The sequence below is a fragment of the Thermogemmatispora sp. genome (genome assembly GCF_019683635.1).
In the GTDB taxonomy this organism is placed as follows: domain Bacteria; phylum Chloroflexota; class Ktedonobacteria; order Ktedonobacterales; family Ktedonobacteraceae; genus Thermogemmatispora.
The window spans coordinates 1-26,932 of record NZ_JADGIA010000057.1; the positions used below are offsets into that span (position 1 = coordinate 1).

The 26,932-nt window shown below is 63.4% G+C and carries 26 protein-coding genes; 13 read left to right on the forward strand and 13 right to left on the reverse strand.

What is annotated here, in order from left to right:
- Nucleotides 1-910: hypothetical protein (locus IRZ31_RS08610; protein WP_297152454.1), on the reverse strand; the 910-nt coding region annotated here is incomplete at its 3' end.
- A gap of 487 nt (nt 911-1,397) precedes the next feature.
- Nucleotides 1,398-1,643, reverse strand: coding sequence for a helix-turn-helix transcriptional regulator (locus tag IRZ31_RS08615; RefSeq protein WP_297152457.1), 246 nt, complete (start codon nt 1,641-1,643; stop codon nt 1,398-1,400).
- 247 nt (nt 1,644-1,890) lie between these two features.
- Between IRZ31_RS08615 and IRZ31_RS08620 the strand changes: the two genes are divergently transcribed.
- From IRZ31_RS08620 to IRZ31_RS08630, 3 genes are all read left to right on the forward strand, one after another.
- Complete coding sequence (locus IRZ31_RS08620; protein ID WP_297152460.1) at nt 1,891-2,160, forward strand: hypothetical protein; 270 nt, start codon at nt 1,891-1,893, stop codon at nt 2,158-2,160.
- Between the two features lie 108 nt (nt 2,161-2,268).
- Complete coding sequence (locus IRZ31_RS08625; protein ID WP_297152462.1) at nt 2,269-3,018, forward strand: hypothetical protein; 750 nt, start codon at nt 2,269-2,271, stop codon at nt 3,016-3,018.
- A 33-nt stretch (nt 3,019-3,051) separates the two neighbouring features.
- Nucleotides 3,052-3,354: a hypothetical protein gene (locus IRZ31_RS08630; RefSeq protein WP_297152465.1), complete on the forward strand. Its 303-nt coding sequence runs from the start codon at nt 3,052-3,054 to the stop codon at nt 3,352-3,354.
- A 256-nt stretch (nt 3,355-3,610) separates the two neighbouring features.
- On the opposite strand, the gene IRZ31_RS08635 is transcribed toward IRZ31_RS08630, so the two are convergent.
- Nucleotides 3,611-4,648, reverse strand: coding sequence for a PHB depolymerase family esterase (locus IRZ31_RS08635; protein ID WP_297152467.1), 1,038 nt, complete (start codon nt 4,646-4,648; stop codon nt 3,611-3,613).
- Nucleotides 4,649-5,122: 474 nt separating this feature from the next.
- On the opposite strand from IRZ31_RS08635, the gene IRZ31_RS08640 reads away from it, so the two are divergent.
- The 6 genes from IRZ31_RS08640 (at nt 5,123) to IRZ31_RS08665 (ending at nt 11,040) form a co-directional block, all read left to right on the forward strand.
- Complete coding sequence (locus IRZ31_RS08640) at nt 5,123-6,382, forward strand: ABC transporter substrate-binding protein (protein WP_297152469.1); 1,260 nt, start codon at nt 5,123-5,125, stop codon at nt 6,380-6,382.
- A gap of 187 nt (nt 6,383-6,569) precedes the next feature.
- Complete coding sequence (locus IRZ31_RS08645; protein WP_297152471.1) at nt 6,570-7,487, forward strand: branched-chain amino acid ABC transporter permease; 918 nt, start codon at nt 6,570-6,572, stop codon at nt 7,485-7,487.
- Nucleotides 7,488-7,508: 21 nt separating this feature from the next.
- On the forward strand, nt 7,509-8,618 hold the full coding sequence (locus tag IRZ31_RS08650) for a branched-chain amino acid ABC transporter permease (RefSeq protein ID WP_297152473.1): 1,110 nt from the start codon (nt 7,509-7,511) through the stop codon (nt 8,616-8,618).
- The gene (locus IRZ31_RS08655) at nt 8,615-9,478 is read left to right on the forward strand and encodes an ABC transporter ATP-binding protein (RefSeq protein ID WP_297152475.1); all 864 of its coding nucleotides are present in this window, start codon (nt 8,615-8,617) and stop codon (nt 9,476-9,478) included. Before IRZ31_RS08650 ends, IRZ31_RS08655 begins: the two co-directional genes overlap by 4 nt.
- On the forward strand, nt 9,465-10,262 hold the full coding sequence (locus IRZ31_RS08660) for an ABC transporter ATP-binding protein (protein WP_297152477.1): 798 nt from the start codon (nt 9,465-9,467) through the stop codon (nt 10,260-10,262). The genes IRZ31_RS08655 and IRZ31_RS08660 overlap by 14 nt, the downstream gene beginning before the upstream one ends.
- A 7-nt stretch (nt 10,263-10,269) precedes the next feature.
- Nucleotides 10,270-11,040 (forward strand): 3-hydroxybutyrate dehydrogenase, encoded by a 771-nt coding sequence (locus IRZ31_RS08665; protein WP_297152479.1) that lies wholly within the window; start codon nt 10,270-10,272, stop codon nt 11,038-11,040.
- A 50-nt stretch (nt 11,041-11,090) separates the two neighbouring features.
- Here the strand turns inward: IRZ31_RS08665 and IRZ31_RS08670 are convergent, their stop codons facing one another.
- On the reverse strand, nt 11,091-11,912 hold the full coding sequence (locus IRZ31_RS08670; protein WP_297152481.1) for a TetR/AcrR family transcriptional regulator: 822 nt from the start codon (nt 11,910-11,912) through the stop codon (nt 11,091-11,093).
- Nucleotides 11,913-12,271: 359 nt separating this feature from the next.
- Here IRZ31_RS08670 and IRZ31_RS08675 point away from each other — a divergent pair, with 359 nt between their 5' ends.
- The gene (locus IRZ31_RS08675) at nt 12,272-13,822 is read left to right on the forward strand and encodes a long-chain fatty acid--CoA ligase (protein WP_297152483.1); all 1,551 of its coding nucleotides are present in this window, start codon (nt 12,272-12,274) and stop codon (nt 13,820-13,822) included.
- 84 nt (nt 13,823-13,906) lie between these two features.
- On the opposite strand, the gene IRZ31_RS08680 is transcribed toward IRZ31_RS08675, so the two are convergent.
- Complete coding sequence (locus IRZ31_RS08680) at nt 13,907-14,863, reverse strand: class I SAM-dependent methyltransferase (protein ID WP_297152485.1); 957 nt, start codon at nt 14,861-14,863, stop codon at nt 13,907-13,909.
- A gap of 392 nt (nt 14,864-15,255) precedes the next feature.
- Between IRZ31_RS08680 and IRZ31_RS08685 the strand changes: the two genes are divergently transcribed.
- Nucleotides 15,256-16,329 carry a class I SAM-dependent methyltransferase gene (locus IRZ31_RS08685; protein ID WP_297152487.1) on the forward strand — a complete coding sequence of 358 codons (1,074 nt, stop codon included), beginning with the start codon at nt 15,256-15,258 and terminating at the stop codon, nt 16,327-16,329.
- A 197-nt stretch (nt 16,330-16,526) separates the two neighbouring features.
- The gene (locus IRZ31_RS08690) at nt 16,527-17,534 is read left to right on the forward strand and encodes a sugar-binding domain-containing protein (RefSeq protein ID WP_151728980.1); all 1,008 of its coding nucleotides are present in this window, start codon (nt 16,527-16,529) and stop codon (nt 17,532-17,534) included.
- A gap of 139 nt (nt 17,535-17,673) precedes the next feature.
- Here the strand turns inward: IRZ31_RS08690 and IRZ31_RS08695 are convergent, their stop codons facing one another.
- The 8 genes from IRZ31_RS08695 to IRZ31_RS08730 all read right to left on the reverse strand — a co-directional run bounded on the left by IRZ31_RS08695 (nt 17,674) and on the right by IRZ31_RS08730 (nt 25,443).
- A complete protein-coding gene (locus IRZ31_RS08695; protein WP_052890245.1) occupies nt 17,674-17,958 on the reverse strand; it encodes an HPr family phosphocarrier protein in 285 nt (94 codons plus the stop codon).
- Between the two features lie 298 nt (nt 17,959-18,256).
- A complete protein-coding gene (locus IRZ31_RS08700) occupies nt 18,257-19,828 on the reverse strand; it encodes a dihydrolipoamide acetyltransferase family protein (RefSeq protein WP_297152492.1) in 1,572 nt (523 codons plus the stop codon).
- A 62-nt stretch (nt 19,829-19,890) separates the two neighbouring features.
- The gene (locus tag IRZ31_RS08705) at nt 19,891-20,871 is read right to left on the reverse strand and encodes an alpha-ketoacid dehydrogenase subunit beta (RefSeq protein WP_223258513.1); all 981 of its coding nucleotides are present in this window, start codon (nt 20,869-20,871) and stop codon (nt 19,891-19,893) included.
- A gap of 80 nt (nt 20,872-20,951) precedes the next feature.
- A complete protein-coding gene (locus tag IRZ31_RS08710) occupies nt 20,952-21,926 on the reverse strand; it encodes a thiamine pyrophosphate-dependent dehydrogenase E1 component subunit alpha (RefSeq protein WP_297152496.1) in 975 nt (324 codons plus the stop codon).
- Nucleotides 21,927-22,207: 281 nt separating this feature from the next.
- Nucleotides 22,208-22,711, reverse strand: a complete 504-nt coding sequence (locus IRZ31_RS08715) for a PTS sugar transporter subunit IIA (protein ID WP_112432427.1) — start codon at nt 22,709-22,711, stop codon at nt 22,208-22,210.
- Nucleotides 22,712-22,809: 98 nt separating this feature from the next.
- Complete coding sequence (locus IRZ31_RS08720; RefSeq protein ID WP_112432429.1) at nt 22,810-23,277, reverse strand: hypothetical protein; 468 nt, start codon at nt 23,275-23,277, stop codon at nt 22,810-22,812.
- 178 nt (nt 23,278-23,455) lie between these two features.
- On the reverse strand, nt 23,456-24,964 hold the full coding sequence (locus IRZ31_RS08725) for a PTS transporter subunit IIC (RefSeq protein ID WP_297152500.1): 1,509 nt from the start codon (nt 24,962-24,964) through the stop codon (nt 23,456-23,458).
- A gap of 176 nt (nt 24,965-25,140) precedes the next feature.
- A complete protein-coding gene (locus IRZ31_RS08730) occupies nt 25,141-25,443 on the reverse strand; it encodes a PTS sugar transporter subunit IIB (protein ID WP_112432431.1) in 303 nt (100 codons plus the stop codon).
- 492 nt (nt 25,444-25,935) lie between these two features.
- Between IRZ31_RS08730 and ispD the strand changes: the two genes are divergently transcribed.
- On the forward strand, nt 25,936-26,706 hold the full coding sequence (ispD, locus tag IRZ31_RS08735; RefSeq protein ID WP_189362073.1) for a 2-C-methyl-D-erythritol 4-phosphate cytidylyltransferase: 771 nt from the start codon (nt 25,936-25,938) through the stop codon (nt 26,704-26,706).
- Nucleotides 26,707-26,932: the final 226 nt, after the last annotated feature.

Below are 26,932 nucleotides of genomic sequence, written 5' to 3' on the forward strand. Positions count from 1 at the left end.
CCTGATCTGCCAGCTGATAGAGCTGAGGGAAACGGGCTTTGACGAGAGTTAAGATGCGCTGGCGAGTCTTGTCAAGGCTCTCCTGACGGCCCTGCTGGATGCCTTGCTGGATGCCCTCCTGACGGCCCTGCTGGATGCCCTCCTGACGGCCCTGCTGGAGGCCTTGCTGGATGCCCTCTTGACGGCCCTGCTGGAGACCTTGCTTGAGACCTTCTTCGATGAGAGCGCGGGCGGCGTCGGTCTGTTTCAATTCTTGAAGAAACTCTGTCAGCATTGTGAACTGCTCCTGAAGCCACAGGCGCTCGCTGGCGGGAGCGTCGGCCCAGGCCAGCGAGGCTAACAACAAGCCAACTTCGAGTAACTCGTACTGGCGCGTCTGCTGGAGCCGCTCGATCATGGTGCGGATGACCTGGCGGCTGCGCCCGTCGCGCGAGAGCGGCAGCAGCGGCAACAATCCCGGAAGCTGCCGCGCCAGCAACTCCTGTGCCGGAAATTCCCAAAGCTTGACGATGCGAAAGTAGAACTCGTGCACAGGCGAGTCATCAGGTAAAAAACGCTGGTAAGGTGTCACAGGGACACCGCAGCGACGCAGGTAGATGACGCAAGAAAGCACCGGGTACCCGAAGCGCCGGTCTGCAAGGATATTATACATCAGCAGGCGCTGGGGCATGCTGGCGTCGGCCCGGCTCTGAAACTCCAGGTGAATGAGTAGAGGTTTGCCGGCCAGCGTGCAAGTGCTCAGGGCATCGGCATACAAGGCTCCTAGCTCAGTGAGCGGCGGCTCGATGGCCAGAACAAATTCGCCAGAAGCCTGCTGAACATGACAGGCGCCCGGCAAGACAAAGGTGATCAGGTCCTGCGCGGCCAGGGCGAAGAGCCGCTTCATGCTCAAATCCCAGGACGAGGTCATAGAACGAGGTGCCGAACCTCCTTCGCTAAGCTGAGGCAAGTATAACAGATTTGAAAACATAGATCAATAGTATTTGGTCGAAAGGTCGTCTGATATAGAAGTGATCATTTATAAACAAGCAGGCGATATTTAATAGACCACCTCGCACCAGCCGCAGAGCACACTCTAGCACCCTGACCCGGCCTGGTGCAGGCCAGCGCGCGATGACACCTGCGCGGAACAGGAGAAATGTGGGCAGGGAAAACGGGGAAATGGAGCTTGCCCCTGCCCTCTCTTCGGGCAGAGATCTGCTGGTAAGATGGGGTCTGACCACGGCCAGGCTGACACCGCCCGACCTGGTCTGCATTGATGATCGACAATCAAATAGACAATCCGGGAGGCTGCGACGCTGGAGACGGCGATTGATGGGGAATCAACGAATCAGCAGGCGCGGATCAATCCAACCACCGCGCTGCTTGAGCGCAGCAGGCCGTGAGCAGAGGAAAGCTCACTCTGCCTCGTCCTGGTGCCCGTTCGCCGTCTCCTCGTCCGGCCCCTCGACCTCTTCGAGCAGCTCCTCCATCGGCACCTTGAGATAACGCGCTACTTTCCACAACGTCAGCGAACTCGGCATGTAGTGCTTGTCGTTCACCAGACGCCGAACGAGGTTGATGGGGACGTTGGCTTCGCGAGAAAGGCGACCTTGGCTGATCCCTCTCTCTCGCAGGATTTCTCTGACACGCAAACGTAGCATAGGAATAGCACTCAGATTCTCCCTGGCTTTCTTGTTCTGAGTATACAGATCACTTACTAGTGATAGAACTCCTCTCATCAGAGCACTCTGATAGAGGGTGTCCAAAGTAGTGCACTTCATTAGGGTCCACAACCTTTAGAGCGCTCTTATAAAATGGCCTTGATAAGAGTGCTCTGATATGATATACTTGATCTGGTACTACTGCCGAAGGCCCCAAAGATGTCTATCGCAAGAAAGGAGCGTGAAGATGACGCGTCAGGAGGCCGAAGCGCTGGCCGAGCGTATTCGCAACGATCGAGAAGCGCGGGTCACGGTCCTGCGCATTCAAGAACAGCGCGAGCCGCCGGGTAGCTATCACCTGCTCTGCGCCCATGCCAATGGTCTCTGTTTCCTGGTCACCAAAGAGCAGGACTGGCAGCGCCAGCGCCAGCACGCGCTAGAGGGCCATCCCCTGACCAGGCTCGCTCTGGAGAAAGAGAGGTGGGAACCGTTGTCGCACTTCGATAGTACCTTGTGAGGTGGTGATGGCGGCCTGCCTTGGCTTGCCTCGCCTTGCCTGATGCGATGGCTTGCTATTCCGTGGAGTTGGCTCTGTTACTTTGCTGAAGAAGTGGAGAGTGGCCTGATGTTACGACGCACCCTCTTGCTCGGCTCACCCACGCTGGCCCTGGCTCTGACCGGGACCGGAACTACTGTGCAAGACGCCGACGCCTGTGACGATCCGACCGTGGTCCTGGCGCTGGATAAGGATGAGTGTCAGGCGCGCCTGCTGATGCGAGCGGCGACCCTGGCCGAGCGCAGCGGCAGGCTTGTCGAGGCCCTGCGCCTGACGCAGAGCGCCTATGAACTGGCCCGGCGCGGCACGACCCGCTATGCTGAGATCCCCGTCGCCTACCTGGCGGTCCTCTGTGGCGAATATGCCCGCCAGCATCATGACGCCCCCATGCTGGAGACCGCCCACAGCCTGACGCGCAAGCTCCGCGGCACGCTCCTGCACGATGGCGACCTGGCCCAGCTCCGTCTGCAGCTTGCCCTCCTGACGACCCCGCGGGCCGCCACTGAGCTGGCCCGCCTTACCCTCGACGTCTGGTGGCGCCCCGAGCTGATGCTCAACGACGGTACCTGGCACTGGGCGCGCGGGGGCTTTGTGGTGAAGTCGCTGGAGGCCCTGATCTTGAACGGCTACCCGGCTCAGGCCCGCGAGCTGGCCGACTATTTCGCCCGCCATCCGCAGACGTTCACCGCCTACGAGGCCCTGCGCTGGGAATGGGCTGCCATTCGCACCCGCCTCTACGGCAGTTTGGCTGAGCGTCGCGCCTTCCGTCGCCAGGCCTGCTGTCGCGGCTACGTCCGTCAGGCCGTGGTGGCTCTCTAAATATTAAGGAATGCCTGGAGGAGGTTCGATGCAATGATCACTGTTCAGGAGGGCGCAGCAGAGAGCCAGCCCACCACGATGGCCGTCTATAAGGCGATCGCCCGCCGCAAAGAGAAAGATTATCGCCGTCGGCTGGTGGCCTCGGGACGCGCCTGCCGTCCCTATGGCTCCCTGGGCGACGACCCGGTCGCCGTGATGGTTCTCACGCCGCGCTTCGAGCGCGCTGAGCGCGAATTTCTGCCGGCCCGCATCCGGCGCCGCCTGCACCGCTATCGCCTCGACCAGGACCTGACCGACGCGCCCGCCAACGCCAGGCCAACCAGCGGCAGCGTCTGACTTGCAAGCAGAACCCTTTCCGATCCGCTCTTCGAGTGTTCGTTTGCTCTCTTAACCCTCTGGCCCGCTCAGGTTGGGGAGAGCGAGTCGGGTGCGACCGACCGCTCTCCCCCGTCTTCTCTTCTGATCCTGCCACCGGTCCGGGCGGCGCGACGCCCTTGCACGTCGTCGTCACCCGGACCGGTCCCGTGTCGACTCAACAGCCGGGCTGCTGGCCGGCGGCTGCCAGGGCAGGAAGCCACAAGGTGAGGAATAATCAGGACATGGGGTGATTCATAAAAAAGGTGTACATGGCGTTGGTCGCACTCGGTCCGGCGGGATCGGTATAGCTGCCGCTGCTGCTGCCGCCCGACCAGGCATGGCCCATGCCGTAGACCTTCCAGTATTCCTGGATCTCTCTCCCGCTGCTATCGGTCCAGGTCTGGACTGTGTAGGCATGTCCCCCAGGGACCTGACCGTTACTGCTGCTCGATGGGCTGCCAAAGCTGGCATTGTAACTGCCGCCCGAGGCCAGGCGGTCGGTCGTCATCCACTGCTGCACCACCTGGTCGCCATTGATCGGGTAGACCACGTAATCGCTCTGGCCGTGGAAGACAATGGTCGGCACGACCCGCGCCCGGCTCCCCATTGCCTGATAGGCAAGCTGTCCCTGCTGCTGGGGATCAGGACCGCCATAGAGCTGGGCCAGCGGCGCGGTGTAGGCCGAAGTGGCTGCCTGATATTCCAGGCCCGAAGCCACACCGATCGCTGCGAACAGATCAGGATAGGTGGCACCCAGGATCACGCTCATCGCCGCTCCGGCTGAAAGACCGGCCACGTAGACACGCTTGCGATCGATCGTCCATTGGGAAGTGTTCTGCTCGACCGTCTGGACAATGCCGGCGATGATGGCTGGCTCGCCATAGCCGCGCACCTGGTTGCCCGGCAGGAACCAGTTCCAGCAGGCGGAGATGTTGTAGAGCGTCGTTTGCTGGGGATAGACCACGATAAACTGCTGCTGATCAGCCAGAGCGTTCATCTGCGTACCAGCGGCGAAGTCGGCGGGTGTTTGCGTGCAGCCATGAAGCATCACGATCAAAGGCACGGCGGTGCCGACATGGTAGCCGGCGGGCGTGTAGACATAGTAGGGACGGCTCCCCGCTGGTCCGCTGTAGATGTACTGGACAAAGGTGCCGCCGCTGGCATGGGCCACCGGCTGCGGCAAGATAAGCAGGCTCATCAGCGAAAGAGTGAGCACGCTGACGAGCAGCCAGGAGGTGCGAGGAAGACGACCAGGGGACATCGGGTTCGGCATACGGCAATCTCCCTTGCTTGCTCAAGGATGCCTTCGTGGCATCGCGAGGCCTCGGTCTGTCTGCTGGCAGACCTCAACAGGTTGTCTGGACAGAACGGCGCAACGCTGTCGCCATCCTGCGTTCGCCGCCTCCGGCCAGCCCCGAGCCGTTCGTTTCGTGAGCACCCCAGCTCGACCACGAGTCTGGCGGCTCCGCGACGGGTCGGGCCTGCCTCGGCTGACCGGAGGAGCGAACATGACACATGATTCATGTATCATATTTCGTCTGATCCTGTCAAGGGTAGACGGTGGAGAATTCCCCCTTGACAATGGCGGTTTTCCGACTATCATGATACATGAATCATGTGTCATATGATGAGTGACTCATGATTCACTCGGCTGATCACGGCGATAGCCCACGCATAGCCCAGCACAGCGATCGGTGTGGCTGCTAAGCAACGAGGCTGTCACCAGCGGAAGGAGGAAAGCGAGACCATGAGGCTTCAGCGACCACCAGCTCCAGTGGAGCAGCGCAGACGCGGCGGTCCCGGTCTGAGCCTGCTTTTCCCCGGCGTACTCCTGTTCCTGCTTCTCCTGAGCGCCTGCGGGAGCACCAGCAGTGGCGGAGGCGGGGGAAGCAGCTCCAGCGCACCTGGAGTCAGTGCTGACACCATCACCATTGGAGGAGTGCTTGACACCACCGGCCCCATCCAAGTCATCTGTGCCCCTATCTTGCAGGGGGATCAGCTCTATTTTAGCCAGGTGAACGCTGCCGGTGGCATCAATGGGCGCAAGATCAAATTCATCCAGGTCAGCGACAACGGCGACTCCACGCGCACGCGCGATGCCGTGCGTCAGCTCGTCGAGCAAGACCACGTCTTCGCCATCTTCCAGGTCTGCGGCTCCGGCAATGCCAACGTCGCCGAGAGCTACACCGTCCCGCGTGGCATTCCTTTTATTGATCCCATTGGGGGCGGCTCCAAATATACCGACCAGAACGGCAAGGCCCTGCCCTGGGTCTGGATGACCCAGCCCAACTACGGGGACGAAGGGCACGTCATCGGCTATTACGCCGCCACCACCCTCAAAGCCCACAGCGTCGGCCTGCTCTATGAGGACGACGTCTTGGGCCTGCAGCAGAAGACCACCCTGGCCGAGGCCCTGCAAAAGTACGGCAGCAAGCTCGTGGCCTCCGTTGGCTACAACGCCACCCAGACCGATTTTTCGGCGGCTCTCCAGACCCTCAAGGCCGCTGCGCCCGACCTGATCGTCCTCAACGGTCTGCCCAGTCCTACAGCGCGCTTTGTCGCCACCGCAGCCGCCCAGGGCTATCGTCCGCGGCTGGGCTACCTGGCCAACTATCCGATGGCTGACAACTCCTGGGCCAAGGTTCTGGGTGCTGCCGGCGAGGGCATCTACGTCAGCGGCTATACCAGCATGGATACACCCGTTGCGCAGCAATATTTGCAGGCCACCCACAGCGATCCCGTCTTTAGCGCCTACAAGTTCTACGGCTACATCAACGCCAAGATCATGGTCGATGCCCTGCGCAAGGCCGGCAGCAATCCCACACGCGCCAGTCTGCGCGATGCCCTCGACCACGATTTCGTCAACTACGATACCGGCTTTGGGCCAACGCTGACCTGGACGCCGGAGCGTCATGGTGGCGTGAGCGACTTCATGTTCTTCCAGATCAAGCAAGGGCAGCTCACGCCTGTCAGCTCGTTCATCAAAGCCAGCGCCGTCTGGCCCTAGAGCCTGCTCTCTCGATAGGCGTGAGGTGAACGACGGCGCTCGCCTGCCGCCTGCAACTCGACAGCCAGCGCCGCTGCTGTGGCCTTCCTTATAAATAATAGGGGCGCCGGCGGTCTCAAGGCTCTGGCTGTCGTTCTGCTTGTTTACTGGCTGGCTCATCCTGGCTGACGAAGAGAGGAGGCACCTTGTGCTTGCACTGCTCCAGGTCCTGCTATCGGGGCTGATCACCGGCAGCCTCTACGGCTTGCTGGCGCTGGGCATTGTCCTGATCTATCGCACGACGGGCGTGCTCAACTTCGCCTACGGAGCGCTGGCTGCCGCCTCGACCTGCTTCCTGTATATCCTGCTCACGGGGCCGCGGCTTCCCTTCTGGCTGGCTGTCCTGCTCAGCCTGCTCTTTGCCCTCCTGCTCGGCGCTGTTGTCGAACGCGCCTTTGCGCGTCCGCTGCTGGCGGCCCCCATTCTCACCAAGGCCATCGCCACCCTGGCCCTGGCTCTGGTGCTCCAAACGGTCATCCAGGCGCTCTGGCCGCAACTGACAACGCCGGTGCATTTTCCCACCCCCTTCGAGGGCCATGCGCTGCGCCTCGGCGGCTTCTATCTCTCACTGACCGATGGCCTGGTGCTCCTGATAACGGCCCTGCTCCTCATCGTATTGCAGCTCTTTCTGCTGCGCACGCGCCTGGGCATCGCCATGCGGGCGACAGCCGACGGCCTTGAGGCCGCGCGCCTGATGGGCATACCGGTCGGGCTGATCTTCCTGCTGGTCTGGATGCTGGCCAGTCTCCTGGCGGCCATCGCCGGCATCTTGATTGCCGCTCGGCAGACGGTGATCGACGTCCAGTTCATGGACCCGGTGCTCTTACTGGCCTTTATCGGGGCCGTACTGGGCGGCCTCGACCGCCTGGAGGGCGCGGTGCTCGGAGGGCTGCTCGTGGGCCTGGCGGAGAATGTGCTGGCTCTGCTGCTGGCCGGCCACAGCCTGGGCCCCCTGGACCTGGGGAATCCAGGCATCCGCGAGGCCCTGATCTTCGCTGGCTTTGTGCTCTTACTGCTGCTGCGTCCGCGCGGCCTCTTTGGCGGGGCCGCTCTGCGGCGCGTCTAGTGCGGAGGAAGATGAGTGGCCATGAAACGCCTTGTCTTGCCGCTTAAGAGGAGCCGGGACTCGCAGAATGCCCCCATAGAGGCGACGCCCCTGACTGCCAGCGGACGACCAGAGAGAACGTCGGGAGGCGTGCGTCACGCCTGGCAGCGGGCGACGGCGTCGCTCCTGGTGCTCATAGCTCTGGTCCTGCTGCCGTCGCTCTTCGACCTGCTCTTCGGGGACAGCGCCGATTTCCAGCTGCACCGCGTCACGCTGATCCTGATTCTGGCGATTGCTGCCCTGGCCCAGAACCTGCTCACCGGCTATGCTGCCCAGCCCTCGCTGGGCAACGCCGCCTTCTTTGGCGTCAGCGCCTATCTGCTGGCCTGGCTGAATAGCGACCTGCAGCAGCCTTACTGGCTGGCGGTGTTGATCGCGCTGCTGGCCTGTGCCCTCCTCGGTCTGATCGTCGGCGGCCCGGCGCTCAGCGTCTCGGGGGCCCATCTGGCTATCGCCACCCTGGGCCTGGTTGTCTTAACCGGTTCCCTGCTCACGCTGTGGGATACCAGTGCGGGGCGCCAGAGCTACGAGCTGACGGCCCTGCCCGAGGCCCTGGGCGACGATCGCGTCCTCTATTATCTGGTGCTGACCCTGACAGCGCTTGTCTTCTTTGGTGCCTTCCAGCTGCTGCGCTCGCGCATAGGGCGGGCCTGGATCGCTCTGCGCGACAGCGAGGTAGCGGCGGCAGCCTGCGGAGTGGCCCTGACGCGCTACAAGCTGCTGGCCTTTGTGGTGAGCGCCGTCCTGACCGGGCTGGCGGGCGTCCTCTATGCGACCTGGGGCACGACGGCCACGGCGAGCATGTCCAGCGTTGACCAGACCATCGCCTTTCTGACGATGATCGTCGTCGGCGGGGCCGGCTCCCTGTCCGGCTCGCTGCTGGGAGCGCTCTTCGTCGGCCTTGTGCCGCTGCTCTTGGGCGAGCTGCCTGATCCGCTGACGCTGGGGCCGCTGCAGCTCCCAATCGCCACGCTGACCACGGGCATCTACGGCGTGCTGCTGCTGCTCGCCTTGATTTTCTTCCCCGGCGGCCTGAGCGCAATCTTTAGCCGAGGCGGGCGCCTGGCTCAGGGAGAAGGAGGGAAGCCATGAGCGATGAGTGGCAGACGGCCCCGCAGGAGGCGGAGGCGCACCAGCCCAGGACCTTGCTGGAGGTGCAGGGGCTGACCGTGCGCTTTGGCGGTCTGGTAGCGGTGGCCGATCTTGATCTGCGGGTTGAGGAGGGCGAAATCTTCGCGCTGGTTGGCCCGAATGGGGCTGGCAAGACGACAGTCCTCAATTGCATCAGTGGCTTCGTCAGGCCGAGCAGCGGCAGCATTCGCCTGGCCGGGCAGGATCTGCTCGCCCTGGGCACAGAGCGCCGGGCGGCCCTCGGGATTGGACGGACCTTTCAAAATGGGCAGCTTTTCAGTAGCATGACAGTCCTGGAAAATCTACTGGTGGGGCGCCATAGCCGGCTACGTGCTGGTCTCTTTCAGAGCCTGCTTCCCATTGGGCCAGCCAGGCGCGAAGAGGCAGCCGCGCGTCAGCGGGCAAGGGAGGTCCTGGCCTGGCTCGGGTTGGAAAGCTACGCCGATCGCCTGGTGGCCACGCTGCCGGCGGGCCTGCAGAAGCTGGTTGGCGTGGCGCGGGCCTTGGCCGGGGAGCCGCGCCTGCTCTTGCTGGATGAGCCAGCGGCGGGCGTGCCTCTGCGTGAAGTAGCGGCCCTGGCCGACCAGCTGCGGCGCTGGAACGCGGAGCTGGGTCTCACCCTGCTGCTGATTGAGCACAACATGGAGGTAGTGCAGGCGGTGGCGCAGCGCATTTGCGTGCTCAACTACGGGCGCAAGCTGGCCGAAGGTGAGCCGGCGACGGTGCTGCGCGAGCCTGCCGTCTTGGAAGCCTACCTCGGGCGCGAGGAGGAGATCGACGCCCGCGAGGAAGGGGAGGTGAGCGACCATGCTGCAGGTTGAGGGCCTGCACGCCGGCTATGGACCGTTGGAAATCCTTCACGGGGTCTCGCTGGAGGTCCCCGCGGGGAGCCTGGTGACGCTGCTCGGGGCCAACGGCGCGGGGAAGACGACCCTGATGCGCACACTACTGGGCCTGCTGCCGGCGCGAGGTGGGCGCATCCTGTTCACCAGCCAGGAGGTGCAGCGCACCAGCGTTGAGCGGCGGGTGCGCCTTGGGCTGGGGCTGGTGCCCGAGGGGCGCGAGTTGTTCCCATCCTTGAGTGTGCGCGAGAATCTTCTCATGGGGGCCTTCACGCGCCGCGGGCGCGCGGCCATTGAGGCCGATATCGAGCGCGTCCTGACCTACTTTCCGCGCCTCAAAGAGCGGCTGGCTTTGCCAGCGGCCAGCCTGAGCGGCGGCGAAAGCCAGATGCTGGCCATCGGACGAGCCTTGATGAGCCGGCCTCGTCTGCTCCTCATCGACGAGCTGTCTCAGGGCCTGGCGCCGGCCATTGTCGAAAGCGTGCTCGCTGTGCTGGTGCGCCTCAACCGCGACGAGGGGCTGACCATCCTGCTGGTCGAGCAGAATGCGCGCAAGGCGCTCAGGGTGGCCGACCTGGCCTATGTGCTGCAGAGCGGCAGTATTGTTCTGCAGGGCCGGCCAGATGAACTGGCAGCCAACCCGGCTATACAGCATCTCTATCTGGGCGGCGAGGCAAAGGCCGAGGCGCCGGGCGAGGAAAGCCTTGATGCGCTCTCCCTGGTGCGCGGGGGCCTGAACAACGAAGCAACAGGAGAGGAGTGAGCAACCAATGGAAGGTTTGACAGGCAAGGTAGCGCTGGTCACAGGCGCCGCCTCGGGTATTGGACTGGCCATTGCGCGTGATCTGGCCGGACATGGCGTGCGTGTGACGCTGTGCGATGTCAACGCCGCCCAGGGGGAGAAGGTGGCGACAACGCTACCACAGGCGCGTTTTGTGGCGGCGGACCTGACGCGCGAGGCCGACATTGAACGCCTCGTAGCAGAGACGCTGGCCGCTGAGGGGCGCATCGATATTCTGGTCAATAATGCTGGCTTCCAGCATGTGGCGCCGCTGGAGCAGTTTCCGGTCGAGAAGTGGCGCCAGATGATCGATCTGATGCTGACAGCTCCCTTTCTGCTGACACGGGCCGTGCTGCCCGGCATGTACGAACGTGGCTGGGGACGGATTGTCAATGTCGCTTCGGTGCATGCCCTGCGAGCCTCGGCTCTCAAGGCAGCCTATGTCAGCGCCAAACATGGTCTGCTGGGGCTGACGCGCGTGACGGCCCTGGAGGGGGCGCCCCACGGCGTCACCTGTAACGCCGTCTGCCCGTCCTATGTGCGCACGCCGCTGGTCGAGGGCCAGATTCCGGCCCTGGCGCGCCAGCATGGTATTCCCGAAGAGCGCGTAGTGGCGGAGGTGATGACGGCGCGCAGCGCGATTCGCCGCCTGCTGGAGCCGGAGGAAGTGGCTCAGTTGGTGAGCTATCTCTGTAGCGAGGCAGCGGCGGGCATCACGGGGAGCGCTCAGGTGATCGACTGCGGCTGGACGGCGCAGTAGTCGGGCCGAAGCGAGACAGGGGCCGTACGTATGCGCCAGGCCACAGTCGATCAGGGCTGTGGCTCTGGCGGATTGGCCTCCTGCCCCCGCTCTGCTGGAGACGAGCCTGCCCGATCGCGGGTGCTGGGCGAGGGGCTGGGCGAGGTGGGAGCCAGACCGTGGGTGATGAATTCCATGAGGGTCTCGAAGACCTGGGGAGGAAGCACCTGCTCGGCGCTCTGATCGCTCTGGCGGGCCGCTGCGCTTGCCTCGACTGCAGGCCCGGCGGTGGCTGATAACTGGGGCCAGACGATCCAGCGCAAGGCAAGGAAGTGGCCGATGCCCATGAGGGCGTAGGCTAGCGTTTCCGCGTCCATCGGGCGGACCTGGCCGGCCTCCATTGCGGCGCGCAGGCCGCGGGCATAGCCCCGACTGATGCTCTGGTAGTACTCCTGTGCGGCTTCAGGGGCGACGCGCTCAGCCTCTTCGACGATGCGATAGATACTGCAATGGGCGGCGGCAAAGCGGAAGAAGGCGATAAAGCCCTGCCGCTCGATCTCTAGACGGTCGGTAAGACCGGCGGTGGCCGCCGCCGAGGCTTCGCGCAGGCGCCGACCCAGGTCCCTGACCAGCTCGACAAAAATATCGCGCTTAGTACGAAAATAGATGTAAAACGTGCCCTGGGCAACGCCGGCGCGCCGCGTGATTTCTGAGATGCTGGCCTCATAGTACCCCAGCTCGCCAAAGACGGCTTCGGCAGCCTCCAGAATGCGTTGACGCGTGATCTCACCTCGCGAGAGAGCTGGGGTGCTCAGGCTCTCTTTCTCTCTGGCCGGGGTGACGCGCTCATTCTCTGGGGCACTGGGCTGAACTTGAGCTGTTTCGTCCATCATGTGCTGTTGACTCTTCCTCCTAGCCATTCTTCTAACGGGCCTCACATGGCCTCCTTTCTCTATGGTCACATACCGGGCGCTTCGTGTCCAGTCCCTGTTATCGCCCCTGGCCGTCGCTCTGTCGCTTCCTTGCTCTGGTGCGGAAATGGCAGCGCTGGGCTGGCGGTGGGATGTCTCCGGGGATCGGGAGCCTGCTGGCACCCTCTGAGCTTGATTTTCGGCCCGGCCTCGGGTACAGTTAGCTACATGATATATGATTCACGTATCATATTTTAGCATATCGGCCAAGAACCTGGGTAGCCGAGTCGCGGCTGGCGCTGGTGCGAGCCGCGAGAGTTCCCTCTGTGAGGAGGTCCTGGATGGAGAAAACCTTTCTTGGTCTGGGCGAATGGCTGGAGCGCCGTGCCCAGCTGACGCCTGAGAAGATTGGCCTGGTCGATGTTGAGAGCGGGGTCCGGCTGAGCTATCGCGCCTTGAACGAGCGGGCGCGAGCGCTGGCGGTGCTGCTCAGCGAGGACTACGGCGTCGGCCCGGGCGAGCGCGTGGCGGTGCTGGCCTACAATGCGCCCGAGTATCTGGATGCCCTCTTCGCTGTGGCTCTGCTCGGGGCTATTCTCGTGCCCCTCAACTGGCGCCTGACGATTCATGAGCTGCTGACGATTATGCGCGATTGCGAGCCGCGCCTGCTCCTGCACGATGAGGAGCACAGTCGGCGGGCCAGCGAGCTGGTGACGGCGCTGACCTCTACCGCTGGATCTGCGGGCCCGGCGCCACGCTTACTCTCCTGGGCGGCCTTTCCAGGGGAGGATCAGCGCCTGGCGGCGCGAGCGCGTCCTTTCGCGAGTGCCGACGGTGAGGAGCCGGTGCTCATTCTCTATACCTCTGGCACCACGGGCGTGCCCAAGGGGGCGATGCTCTCGCATCGCATGATTACCTGGAATGCCATCAATACGCAAATCAGCTGGGGACTGCGCGATGACGATATCACGCCGACCTTTGCCCCCTTCTTTCATGCTGGCGGCCTGAATGTGTTGACGACGCCGCTCTATCACTGCGGCGGCACGGTGGTTCTGCTGCGCTCCTCTGATCCAGCTTTGATCTTGCGCACGATCGAGGCCGAGCGCTGCACGGTGGTCTTTGCTGTGCCGACCGTCTTTCAATCGATGCTAGAGCACCCGGCTTTTGCTACCACGGACCTGTCATCGCTACGCTTCTGTGTGACGGGCGGCTCTTCGTGTCCGCTGCCGGTGATTCGGGGCTATGGGGAGCGCGGTGTCCTGCTGCGCCAGGGCTATGGTCTGACCGAAGTTGGCGTCAACTGTTTCAGTCTGGCGCCCGAGGATGCCCTGCGCAAGGCCGGCTCGGTGGGGCGCCCGGTCTTCCATTCGCGGGCGCGTATTGTCGACGAGCGCGATCAGGATGTGGCGCCCGGCGAGGTGGGGGAGCTGGTGCTGGCGGGGCCACATGTCTGCTCAGGCTACTGGCGGCGCCCGGCGGAGACGGCGGAGGCGGCGCGCGGTGGCTGGTGGCATACCGGCGATCTGGCGCGCTGCGATGAAGAGGGCTACTACTACATTGTAGGGCGCAAGAAGGACCTCTTCATTTCGGGCGGAGAGAATGTCTATCCTGCTGAGGTGGAGGCCGTGCTGCTCTCCCATCCGGGCGTGGCTGAGGCGGCAGTGATCGGCAGACCCGACCTGCGCTGGGGCGAGGTGGGCCTGGCGATTGTGGTGCCGCGCGCGCCCGGCGTCCTGCGTCCTGAAGAGCTGCTGGCCTTCTGTGGTGAGCGCCTGGCCCGCTACAAGATTCCCAAGCAGATCATCTTTGCCGAGGCCCTGCCGCGCAATGCGATGGGCAAGGTACTCAAGGCAGAGCTGCGGGCGCGCTATGTGCAGGAAGGAGAACAGTAAGGTTCCCAAGCAGCGGGCAGGTCTGAGGCTGGCTCGCCGGCTGTCTGGCTCAGCCGGGCAGGCCGGGCCCGAGGCGGGGCTTCGTCAGGAAGGAGCTGACGGGGCAGAGCCCGTTTCCGGCTGCCGGCCCCAGGCCGTTAGCACGGTCCAGAGGCCGCAGAAATCTTCTTGCTGCATGTCAGCGATGGCCTGCTGGTAGAGACGGCTTAGCTCGGCCTCGCTGGCCAACCCTAGCTTGAGGTAGAAGGAGCGACCCAGCTCCAGGGTCATGATGGCATCCTGGAAGACGCTCTCATGGGCCGGAGTACCATAGGACCAGTCGATGGCGCTGGCTCGCAATCGCACGTCCTGGAAGCCGGCCCGGCGCAGAAGAGGTGCCAGCATGGGGGTCATGCCGCCGTGTCGGCCATCGGCTGAGAAGCTCTGGCCGGCCTGTTTGAGACCCGCTGTGGCCAGGGCCATGAGCTGCTCGAAGGCCAGGCTATTGGTGAGCGGTCCCTCGGTCTCGGTCAGGCGAATGGTGCCACCGGGCTTGAGTAGACGTCGGCACTCAGCCAGCAGGCGCGGCCAGGATGCCGGCAGCATGAAGCTGGCCATGAAGCGCCCATTAATGAGATCGAAGCTGGCGTTGGGGAAGGCCAGCGCCTCCATGATGTTCATGCTCTGAAAGCGCACGTTGCTCAGGCCGCGCTCCCTGGCGCGGGCGGTGGCTCGCTCGACGGCCCGCGCGCTGAGATCGATGCCTACCACCTCAACGGCGGGAAAGGCGGCGGCGACCCCAATGGCCCAGCCGCCGGGGCCACAGGCCAGATCAAGCACGCGCCCGCCAGCCGGTAGGGTTTGCCCTTCTTCTGGCAGGAGGCCCCCCATGCCGGCGGTAATCAGTTGATCCTGATGAGCCAGACGGTTCAGCTCGGCATCATCCTCGGCATTGAATGGGTAAGTGGCGCCGGGAACTGGCTCCCGCTCGGGGGCTGACTGTGGCTGGCTGCTCGCTGCTCTGTTGACCAGAGACTGCCTCTGGGCTTCGTGCTCGCTCATGAGATCGTTGCTCCTTCCTGGTGAGCATGTTGGAAGAGGCGGCAGTACGCGGCTTCGCTCTTGGAGAGCGACAGCGCTGCACAGGCAGGGCTTGAGCTTCTTCTTGCGGCAGGGGTGAAAGTCTCTTTTCTCCTTTTCACTGCCTGCAACTATCCTGGACATTCTGCTAATACCTGGTGCGTCATAGACGTACAGTATCAGCATAGCATCGGTAACGCTGTAGTGCAAGGGAGCGACATAAGCAGGACGGATAAAACAGAGCAAAAGGTATGCTTGTCTTAGTAAGACTTGAGCAAGAGAACGAGTAAGAAGGGCGCCCCAGGTGATGGCGGCGGTGCTATAATAGCAAAGGACTTCTCCCGTGTGATAGGTGAAGAAAGGAGGCACCGGACGTGAGCGAAGCAGCAGAGAGCGGCGAGAAGCGGCGTCGCGTCCTGGTGCCCGTTCGTGAGCGGGCCTTGCGCGTCGAAGACCTGATCGTCATCGACGGTCATCGAACGCAGCGTCGCGTGCTGGCCGAGCGCTTGCAGGCGGGTGGCTATCGGCTGCAGCACACGCCCCACTTTCTCATGGCGGAGCGCACCGAGGAGCCGCGGCGCCTGTTAGTGCACTTTTTCTCACTTCAGGAGCTGGATGCCGATCTTGGGACCTACTTTCTCGAAGAGCTGCGCCCTGCTGGCTGGCTGACGACTCCTGCTGACCTGGCTCAGCTCTTTGCTGGAGTCATTGGTTCCTGTTCCCCGCGTGATCCGGCTCTGGCCTGGCGACGCTACGGCGAAAATACCCTCCAGCGCTACCGTCTTCTCCTGCAGAGCGCTCAGCCGCAGGCGCTGCCTCAACCAGCCTCACCTGTGGCCGTCTTCTCCAGCCTCTATCGTCGTGTCGCTGCCCTCGTCAGGCGAGAGCCTGCCACTGCCGCTGGCACCCTGCTCGATGCTGGCTGCTCCTTTGGTTTTCTGCCTTTGCTGCTCGCCGAGGTCTGTCCCGAGTTGAGGGAGATCGTCGGTCTCGATCTGCGTCCCGACGCCTTTCTCGTCGCCCGTCAGCTAGCTGCTGAGCGCGGTTGGTCGCAGGTGCGCTTTGTGCAGGCCGACCTGCGGGTCGCCGGCGAGCTGGCCCCTCTTGGGAGGTTCGACACGGTTGTGGCCCTGCACGTTCTGGAGCACTTCAGTCCCGAGGAAGGTGAGCAGGTCCTGAACAACCTGCTGGCGGCCACCAGGCGTCTCCTGGTGATCGCCGTCCCCTACGAAGAGCGACCTGAGACCGTCTACGGGCATCTGCGGGTCTTCTCGCCAGCCACCCTGGAGGCGCTGGGGAAGCGCTGCCTGGAGCGCTGGGGAGGGCAGGGGGGACGCTACTGGTGTGAGGACTGTGCGGGCGGCCTGCTCGTGGTCGTGCGCGGCCAGGACAAGACAGAAGCGCAGAGCGCTGCTGTGACGACGTCAGGGGCTACGGCAAAGGCTTGAGGCACCTGCGGCATGGCTGTCAGGCGCGAGCCTTCTCCGCGCTGCCCGGCCTCAGCGGCAGAGGCTGACGCTGTTGACAAGGGGAGTGCCTGCCTTTTACAATACTTTTCAAGGTTGCACGTTGGTGCAAAGATCGGCGTTTGTGCCGAAACGGGCGTGCGAACGATCTCTGTTGCTCAGGGAAAGGGCACAACGGTATGACTCAGGAAAGCGATGACATTTATCTCCTGACCGAGGTGGCCAGCCTCTACTATGAAGAGAACTACACGCAGGAGCAGATAGCCAAAATGATCGGCATCTCGCGCTCCGGCGTTTCCCGCTTGCTGAGCCGCTCACGGGAGCTGGGTCTGGTTGACATTCATGTCCATCAGGTGCTGCGCACCTCCGCCGCCCTGCAAGAGGAGCTGATGGCGCGCTTTGGTCTGCAGGATGCGCAGGTGCTGGAGGCAGCGGAAGCGGAAGGGGTGGCGCTGGACCGCGTTGGGGCGCTGGCGGCGCGCTACGTTGACCGGCGCATCCAGGAATCGCACGCAGAGGGGAAGCGGCCCATTCGCACGGTCGGCATTTCATGGGGAACCTCAATGCTGGAGATGCTCAAAGCATTGCGTCCCCGGCGGCGCCTGCCGCTCAATGTCATCCAGCTCATGGGCAGCGTCGACACCTCCGCCCGGCCCGACATCGATGGACCGGAGATCGCCCGTCGCCTGGCGGATGCCTACGGTGGGCGCTGTTACTATCTGCATGCGCCCCTGCTGGTGGCCGATGCCACGGTGCGCGAGGGTCTGCTCAAGGAGCGCAGTCTGCGCCGCTCGTTCCAGATGATGGAGCAGATGGACATGGCGCTGGTGGGCATCGGTGGCGCACGCCCGGAGGCCTCTGGTCTCTTCCGCGCTGGCTACCTGGATGAGGAAGAGCTGCAGGTGATTCGCAGTCAGGGAGCCGTCGGCGATATCTGCGGCTGCTACTTTGATATTGAGGGCCGCCTCTGCGCCCAGGAGCTGCTTTGTCGTACAGTAACGGTCTCGTTTGAGACATTGCGCAAGGTCCCGCTGGTCATCGCCGTAGCGGCGGGCGCAGCCAAGAAAGAGGCCATGTTTGGAGCCTTGCGGACCGGCGTGGTCAAAGTGCTGATCACTGATGAACCGGGGGCGCGGGCCCTGCTGCAACTTGCCTCTAGCCAGGAGCTGGCTCAGCTCCCCGGCTAAGCCAGGTGCCGGACTGCGGAGAAAAACCAGGGGACGGGGCCACGCCGTCGAGCGCGGCGGGTGGGTGCCAGACCCGCACCGTACTCGATCAGCCTGTCGTCCGTCCCCTCCTCCGTTCAGAGTACCGCTCTGTCTCCTCCTATGAAGAGGGGGGCAGAGCTTCCTCGGCAAAGTCGCGCTCGATCAGGTCGACCAGGGCCGCGACGGCCTGTTGCTCGTCTTCGCCTTCGGCGGTGATCTCCACCTCGGTGTTCTTCCCCACGGCCAGCGTCAGAATCAAGACCAGGCTCTTGGCGTTGACGCTCTTGCCTTTGCTGCTGATGGTGATCTTGCTCTTGAACTGATTGGCCAGCCTGACGAATTGCGCTGCAGGGCGGGCGTGCAGGCCAACCTCATTGCGCACAATGGTTTTTGCTTGCTGCATGCACCTCTCTCCTTCAGTCGATGGTAGAGCACTCTGCTCCAGAGGACAGTGTACCATCTCCGCCGCTCTCTGTCGCCTCGCTGGGGCCAGCGCCGGAGCAACCAGCGAGCGGCCCATGCCGTGGGCACCGATGAGGGCCGTTCACCCCGCCTGCTGGCGGATGAAGGCCCGGTACCGGTGCCCACTCCTGTTGCTGAACGGGGGGAGTGACCAGCTGGTACCTCTGTTCCGTCCGCTCGCCAAGAGCGCCGCCGCGCCTTCGACAAAGACTCCTGGACCAGCCAGACCGCAGCTGCGCTTAGAGCAGTAGATAGGGATTTTCAAGCAGCTGCTTGCAGCGCTGCAGGAAGCGGCTACCCGTGGCCCCATCGAGGACGCGGTGGTCGGCGGAGAGCGAGACCTTCATCACGGGACGGATCTCCAGATGGGCCGTTGGCTCGGCTGGGCCGTCCTTGCGCTCTTCGACGACCACGCCGCGCCGCGTCACCTTGCCGACGGCGAGGATAGCGCTCTGGCCCGGGGGAATGATGGCGTGGAAGGTATCAATGCCGTACATGCCCAGGTTAGAGATGGTGAAGGTGGCTCCGCTAAGGTCGTCGGGCGAGAGCTTGCCGGCGCGCGCTCCCTCAACAAGACGGCGCAGATTGCGGGCCAGTTCTGGCAGGCTCTGGCGGTCGGCGTGACGGATAACGGGCGTCAGCAGTGACTGGCCGGTATCGACGGCCACGCCAATGTGAACCGCGCGCCAGCGGCGAATAACCTCCTTGCCTGGGCCGAGACTATCGTCGAGCGTGGCATTGACCTCGGGAGAGGCGCGCAGGGCGGCAGCCACGGCGCGGATGATGATGGCTGTTAGCGAAGGGACCTCGTCGCCCTGGGCCGAGAGGCTGGCGGCCAGGTGCTGGCGACAGCGCTCGGCCTCGCTCATATCGATCTCCAGGTCGAGATAGATATGGGGCATGGTAGTGACGCTGGCCAGCATGCGCTGCCCGATGAGGCGCCGCGCCGGCGAGAGAGGAATGACCTCGGCCTCCTCGCTCTCTGCCGAAGTGACCACAGGCGTGGGCGCTGCAGAAGCCTGTGGCCGGGTTGACGTTGCAGCCACGCTGGCCGTGGCCCCATCGACCAGGGTACTCTGGACCGCCTCCTGCTGCTGGCGGAGCGCCAGAGCTGTCTCGACGTCGGCGCGCGTCACCTTCTCGCCCCTCTTCTGCACGGCCAGGGCGGCCAGATCCAGCTGATGGTCGCGAGCCATCTTGCGCGCCAGAGGGGTGGCCCGCACGTCTGGGCGCTCTGCAGTCGCAGGCGCCGACTGACTCGCCATGAAGGCCAGGACATCGTCACGCGTCAGTGGAGGCTCAAAACCAGCCGCTACCACGGCACGCAAATCAATGGCGTGCAAGGCCGCCTCGCGTTTGGCCGCCGGCGTACTCGCAATGCGGGCGTCCTCCGAAGCGGCCTCTTGTCCGCTGGATGGGGTAGAGGCAGCCGTGGGAGGTGGAACTGCGACAGTTGTAGGGGTGGAAGAGGAAGAAGGAGAGCTCTCGCGCTGGGCGGCGGCCAGGGCCGAAGCAGCAGCCGAGGTGGCAGCGGCAGCAGCGGCAGCCGGATCGCGGCCCTCGGCCAGCAAGAGGGCCAGGGGGGCGCCTACCTCCAGGGTTTCCCCTTCGCCGGCCAGAATTTGCAGAAGCTGGCCCGTGCAGGGAGCTTCGACCTCCAGATTGACCTTATCGGTCATTACCTCGACCAACGGCTCCCCTTTCTCGAAGCGCGCACCCTCGCTGAGAAGCCAGCGCACTACCGTGCCTTCGGTCATCGTCATGCCCAGCTTGGGCATTGTCAGCGTACGTTGCTCGTGCTGCGTCTGCATCGCGCCGTCACCTCTGCCTTGTCTGATTACCTGGGATCGCCTGGCGGCTGGGCTGGACCAGCTCACAGCGGCCTCCGCTGCAGCAGGCGCCTGGCGGCCTGATAGATATCCTCTTCCTGGGGAGTGGCGCGCCGCTCCAGCGTACGGTTATAAGGAATCGGCGTCTCGGCCCCGCCCAGGCGCAGAATGGGAGCATCGAGATAATAGAAGGCCTCACTCGCGGCGATGCGGGCCGCGATCTCGCCGCCGAAACCGCCGGTCAGCACGGCCTCATGGACGATCAGAACGCGCCCGGTCTTGCGCGCCGACGCGATCAGGGTCTCCTCGTCCAGCGGGCGCAGCGTGCGCGGATCGACCACCTCGGCCTCGATGCCCTCCTCGGCCAGGCGCTCGGCCACGGCCAGAGCGCGCGGCACCATAATCGAGAGGGCGATGATCGTCAAATCCTTGCCGGGGCGTTTCACCTCGGCTTGCCCGATGGGGACTGTCCATTCGCCACGAGGCACGGGCCCTTTATAGCGATAGAGCAGCTTGTGTTCGAGGAAGATCACCGGATTGGGGTCGCGGATGGCCGAGAGCAGCAGCCCCTTGACGTCGGCGGGCGTCGAAGGCAGCACCACCTTGAGGCCGGGCACATGGGCAAACCAGGCTTCCAGGCTCTGCGAGTGCTGAGCTGCCGCGCCGGTGCCCGAGCCGAGCGGGGCGCGGAAGACCACCGGCACCTGTGCCTTGCCGCCGAACATAAAGCGCAATTTGGCACCCTGGTTGACGATCTGGTCCATGCCGATGGCCATGAAATCGCTGAACTGGAATTCGGCTACCGGGCGCATGCCAGTGAGGGCGGCCCCGATGGCACAGCCGGCCAGAGCCGCCTCCGAGATCGGCGTGTCGCGCACGCGCTCCTCACCAAACTCATCAATGAGGCCGTAGGTCACGCCGAAGGCCCCGCCGTAGATACCGATATCCTCGCCCATGAGGAAGACGCGCGGATCGCGGCGCATCTCCTCGCGCAGGGCCTCACGGATCGCCTCAGCATAGGTCATCTCCTGGACCTGGCTCTGGGCCGCTTCTGCTTGCTGGGGCGCGCCGGTGGCGACGGTTGTCGGGAGAGAAGAAGGACCGCTCATGCGTACACTCCTTCCAGGAGAGAGTCGGGATCGGGTTCGGGGCTGGCCAGGGCGAACTGATAGGCTTCCTCGATAGCCTGGTAGGCCGCGGCTTCCTCGCGCTCGATCTCTTCTTGAGTCATCAGGCTGTGCTCGCGCAGATAGGCAGTCAGCCGCTTGATGGGATCACGCTCCTGCCAGGCGCGGATCTCATCGCGCGTGCGGTAGCGGTTCTGATCGCTCTTGGAGTGGCCTTTGTAACGGTAGGTGACGGCCTCGATCAGGGTCGGACCCTGGCCGGCGCGGGCACGGGCAGCGGCGCGCGCGACGGCTTCGTAGACGGCGAAGACATCGTTGCCATCGACGCGCTCGCCGGGGATGCCGTAGGCCACAGCGCGCTGAGCAATGGTCTCGCAGCGCATGGCCTTCCGCACGGACATCGACATGCCGTACTGGTTATTCTCGCAGAGGAAGATCACGGGCAGGTCCCAGATAGCGGCCAGGTTGATCGACTCGTGAAAGGTGCCTTCGTTGGCAGCGCCATCGCCAAAGAAGCAGAGACAGACGCGGTCAAGACCCTGCATCTTGATGCTGAGGCCGACGCCGGTCGCAATGGGAATGCCGCCACCGACCACGCCGTTGGCTCCAAGGTTACCGGAGGCCACGTCGGCGATGTGCATCGAACCGCCGCGCCCGCGGCAGTAACCGGTCTCCTTGCCAAGCAGCTCGGCCATCATCAGCTTGAGGTCTGCCCCTTTGCTGATGCAATGGCCGTGACCGCGGTGGGTGCTGGTGATATAGTCATCGGGCCGCAGGGCCTGTAAAGCCCCGGCGGCGGTGGCCTCTTCTCCGATGGAAAGATGGGTCGTGCCGTGGACCTCGCCGCGCATGAAGAGTTCGTCCACCTTCTCTTCGAAGGCGCGAATGCGGTACATGGTCTGCAGCAGGCTGCGCATCTGCTCGGGGGAGAGGGCGGGAACCGCTTCAGACATAGCTGGCGTCTCCTGCTGTGTTGCACAAATATTCAAAGATGCACACATATTCAATGTACCATGAGAGGGAGAGCCTGTCAATAGGCGGGGCAGGAGGCCGCGTGCTTCTCTCCAAACCGAGTTTTTATAGAGAGAGCATGACCAAGATGCTCTGGGAGAGCTTTCACTATGAGGCTATTTTCTCTGCTAAGGAAGCGCTGAGTGAAAGGCGGCATTGCCGGGAGACCGGGGTCCTGCTGGGAGAGGAGTGCTGGCCTGTCGCCAGCAGGACCGGTCTCTTGCTACCCCTCGTTCACGGCGATCTGCAGCATGCTTTGCAGGCAGGCACTGATCTCCTGGGGCGTCTGCAGGGAGATAAGGCGTGCGTAGAAACCAGGTTGCTGCAGAGCGCAGGTCACGGCCTGGAGGAAAGCCAGCTGTGTATCGCCCGAAGTCAGCACAGGGAAAATAGCCAGCTGGCAGAGATGCTGCCGTGTGGGGTCATCCATTGCCTGAAAAGGCAGGGCCTCGCTGAGCAGAGCCACGACCAGCGCTGGACGCAAGACGTGCTCGAAGTCGACGTGGGGCAGGGCCACGGCGAAATCGCCGAAGTCCAGTCCTGTTGGATACTGCCGCTCGCGCTCCTGGACGCCCTGCAGATAGCTCGGGCGCACCTGGCCGCGTCGCAGCAGCTCCTCATGCACACGGGCAAACAGCTCCTCCTTGCTCCTGACCGTCAGGCCCCACAAGACCAGCACTGGCATCGTGACCCCGTTGAGCGTCAGCTCTAGCTCGATCGGTTCCATTGCCTGAGCAATACTCTCTCCTCGCGTAGTCGATCGCTTCCTTTCTTCTCCTGTCTATCACCTGGTTAGCCGGGCGGCTTGGCCCACTGACCAGGCTCTCAACGCCGCGCGCGATTGGTGGCGCTGGCGGGTCGGAGGCGTCGCACTGGCGGGTGTGGCTGACGCGGCGCTGCCGACCGAGGCGCCAGGCGAGCCAGCAAACGGGCCAGGCCCTCTGTAGTAAAGCCCACTTCAGCGCGCAGGGCCTCGGGAGTGGCTCGCCGTATCCAGAGGCCGTGGTGCGTTGGCATAAAGCGCACGCGCGCCGCCGCCTCCTGCCAGCGCGGCTCTAAAGCCTGCAGGAGTTGCTGAGGCGTCTCCGGCTGAGCGGGATCGTAGGCCGGTAGCAGCTCCTGCACCCACCGCCGCAGCTGCTGGCGCAGGCGGATCACTCCCCGCAGGCCCCAGCAGACCACGCCCATCCAGACCAGTAAGAGCAGGCCGATCGGCAAAGAATGCGTCAAATAGGCGCTTTCCAGAGCGCGCCCCAGAGGTCCCATCAAATAGTCGACCAGCACGCCGATCATCGTTGGCTCCCTTTCTTCTGCTTACTCTCCATCCTTTGCCGCGCTGGTGGCGCAGCCAGGCTCAGCACAAGGCCAGGCGGGCGAAGCGCCCAGGCTAGGCTCGAACCCTGATGAACCGGAGCGGGCCGCCCGCTGGCCATTGATTTACCCTTGCTGTCCCGACAGCCTGGCGCTGTGCCTAGCCCTGGCCAGCGATCGCCTGGCCGCCAGCGCCCTCGGCCTCGCCCTCCATTGTCTCCGCAGCGGCCTCCTCGCGCACATAAAGCGCCTTATCATCGATGCCCGGCACATGCGAGCGGCAATAGAGAAAGTAGGCGATATAGCAGGCTACCGTAAAGGCCACCCACAGCGCCGACCAGGCCAGAAAGACCGGCCCGTAGGAACCGACCTCGTTCAGGGCGAAGAAGAAGACCAGGGCGAACGAGATCAAATGCGCGCCCGAGTCGAGGCTAGAGATCGAGATCGCCCCTTTGGGGATAGCAAAGTGAGCGCCTTTGGCCAACACCACCGTCATCGGGGCCAGGAAGGTGCTCACCGACAGAATGCCGGCCATAAAAATCGTGGCGATGATCACCCCACGGATCACGTTGCCGCGCGACCAGGTCGTGGCCCAGATGACCAGGAAGGGCAGCACCGCCAGATCGGTGAAGGGCAGCACATGATTCAGGCCAAGGAAGCTGAGGACGATCGCCAGGATGAGCGTAATGGGCACCATCAGCAGCGCGACCGTCATATTGTTAGCAAAGCCGATCACAATAGCGGCGTCCAGGCCGATGTAGAGTTCCCGACCCGGGAAGCGCTGGCTGATAAACGTCTGCGCGCCCTCTGAGAGGGGAACCAGGCCCTCCATCAGGATAGCCACCATGCGCGGCAGGACCAGCATCACGGCGCCCAGCGTAATACCGGTCGTCAGGATCTTGGCGAAGGAGCCGCCGAAGTCGCTGCCCAGGCCCGGGAAATAGGCCAGGAGACCGATGAGCAGGCCCAGGACCAGGCCGATGATCATCGGCTCGCCGATGATGCCGAAGCGCTCCTGAATGGTGCCCGTATCGGCGTGCAGCTTATTGAGACCGGGAATGCGGTCCAGCAGCTTGTTGAGAACCCAGCCGACCGGGGACCAGTCGACGGTACTGCTGTGCGGCAACGAGATACCGGGCAGGCCGTAGTAGTCCTGAACGATGGGCGCTGAGAGATCGGCCAGCTTGAGGATGAATAGCTCGGTGAGCAGAGCCAGCGCCAGAGCGATGAAGAAATTCCCGGTGATAACGTAGACGAAGGCGGCGGTAAAGATGAAGTGCCAGTAGTTCCACATGTCGATGTCGAGCGTCTTGACGAAGCGCACGACGATCAACAGGAGGTTGAGCAGGATGCCCAGAATGAAAACCCAGGGAACGACGGAGACGGTGCCAAAGGAGATAGCGGCGGCCACCGGCCAGCCAACGTCGATCACGTCGAGATGAATGCCGAGATTGTTGACCATCGCCTGCGCCGCCGGCCCCAGGGTGTTGACGAGCAGGCCGATGACGAGGTTGATGGCGATGAAGCCAACGCCGATAGTAATAGCGGCCCGCAGCGAGCGCCCAAGCGGCATGCGAAAGATCATGCACAGAATGAAGATGATGATGGGCATCATAACGCTGGGGCCGAGATTCAAGATATAGTTGATAACGGTCATAACAGCGGACATGGCTGGTTCCTCCTACCCGTGTGAGGATCAAAAACCGACCTCTGCGTACATCTGTCCTCGCGCTCGCGATGTACGCCTGTTCGCTTACTTTGCGTTGATCGCCGGCTGTAGCTGCCGTTTTGCCTGCCTATCCTCTACGCACTTGCCAGGGGCCTTCCTTGTTGGAGCATCTTAGCTCAGCTGGCGCTGAGGGTCTTGAGATAGGCGGCAATCTCGTCGGCGAGCTGCTCGGCGCCCACGCCGCTGATGAGTGGCAGGCCATTAAAGACCTTGATGGGCACCTTAACGGCGACCTGGGTTGTCGAGACGATAGCGTGTGGTCGGAAGGTGGAGACTTTGCCGGCGACTTCGGCGGCTTTACACGAGGTGGTCGTAACACTGAGGCCGCGGCTCTTGAGCAGGCGCTTGAGTTTATCGGCGGCCAGGGTCGAGGTGGCGATCCCGGTACCGCAACTGACGAGGATGCGTAGATCGGACATGGGCGGAAAAACCTCCTGGCAACTGGTCACAGCTCTGTGTAGTGCCCCCTGGCTTGCTTGCCTACTACCACGTAGGAAAAGCGAGAGGGCGACGACTCTGCCTTGAATGGATCAGGCGAGAAGGCTGATGCCTCGTCTGGCCTTGCCCCGCGAAATCGCAAGGGGCCAGCTACTCCTCTTCTCTTTTTCTCCCCTCCTTTCAGGGGGCGCATCTGTTGTTAATAAAATAGTCCATCGATCGATCTGTAAAGTTGCGCCCCTACTATAAACTGCTCCATTCCGGTTGTTTCTATGGTACCTGATGGTGACGACCGTTGTCAACCCTTGTGCATAGGTGGACAATTGTTCACTGTCGCTCTCCCGGGCAAGGAAATGCCGCTTGTGCGCGCTGGAGGGCTGAGTAGTGGCCAGGGTGAGGTGTTTCGCGGGGCAACGACTGGGCGGTTTTCCCTATGCCGCCCGCTTGACATTCGCCAGAGGGCAAGGTATACTATGCACAAAATATCGAATGTGCACAAAGGTGAAACGGTGTTCGACCAGCGGAGTGCAGCGAGGCACGTTGTGGCCGTTGTCCTGGCGGCAGGTCAGGGCAGGCGCATGGGGCTGCCGATCAACAAGATTTTCCTGCCGATTCACGGCAAGCCGGTCATCATCTACACGCTGGAAGCCTTTGAGCGCTGTCCAGTGATTGACGAAGTCATGCTCGTTGCTGCCGCTGGCGAGGAGGAGCAGCTTGCCAAGCTGACGCAAGCGGCTCACTGTCAGAAAGTCAGGCGCATCGTCCAGGGTGGTCCGACGCGGCACGCCTCTGAGCAATGTGCGCTGGAGGCTCTGCGCCCGCGCATCGAAAGCGGCGAGATCGACCTGATTCTGATCCACGATGGAGCCCGTCCCTTTGTGCTCCCCGAGCGCATCCAGCAGCTTGTCGAGACGGCGCATGCCTGTGGTGGGGCCATTCTGGCCATGCCGCTGCAGGAGGAGGAGCTGATCGTCGAGGTTGACGAGCAGCAGGCTATCTGTCGCCGCTTCGCCGGTCAGCGGGCCTGGCGGGCCCAGACGCCCCAGGCTTTCCGCGCTGCCTGGTTGCTGGCGGCCTACGATCGGGCGCGCCAGGACCAGTTTGAGGGGACTGACACGGCGGCCTCTCTGGAGCGCCTTGGCTATCCGGTGGCCGTTGTCGAAAGCGATCAGAGTAATCTGAAGATCACCACTGCTTACGACCTGTTACAGGCCGAGCGGCTCTGTCGCCATCGCGGCCTCTAGGTGGGTCAAGTCTGGCGCTGCTGCCAGGGAAGGAGGGGGCGCCCTGCGGAAGGGGCTTCAGGTTCTGGTCTATTACCTATTTCTTGAGCGTTGAGTCGTCCATCTATCTGTTTACGTCGCTGAACTTCGCCTTGCTGGCAATGCGTGATGGAGGGCAGGCCCTGGCCGGGTGAGCTGGGCTGGGCTGGGCTGGCGAGAGCGCCTTGAGCGGCTGCTCCTGCCTGAG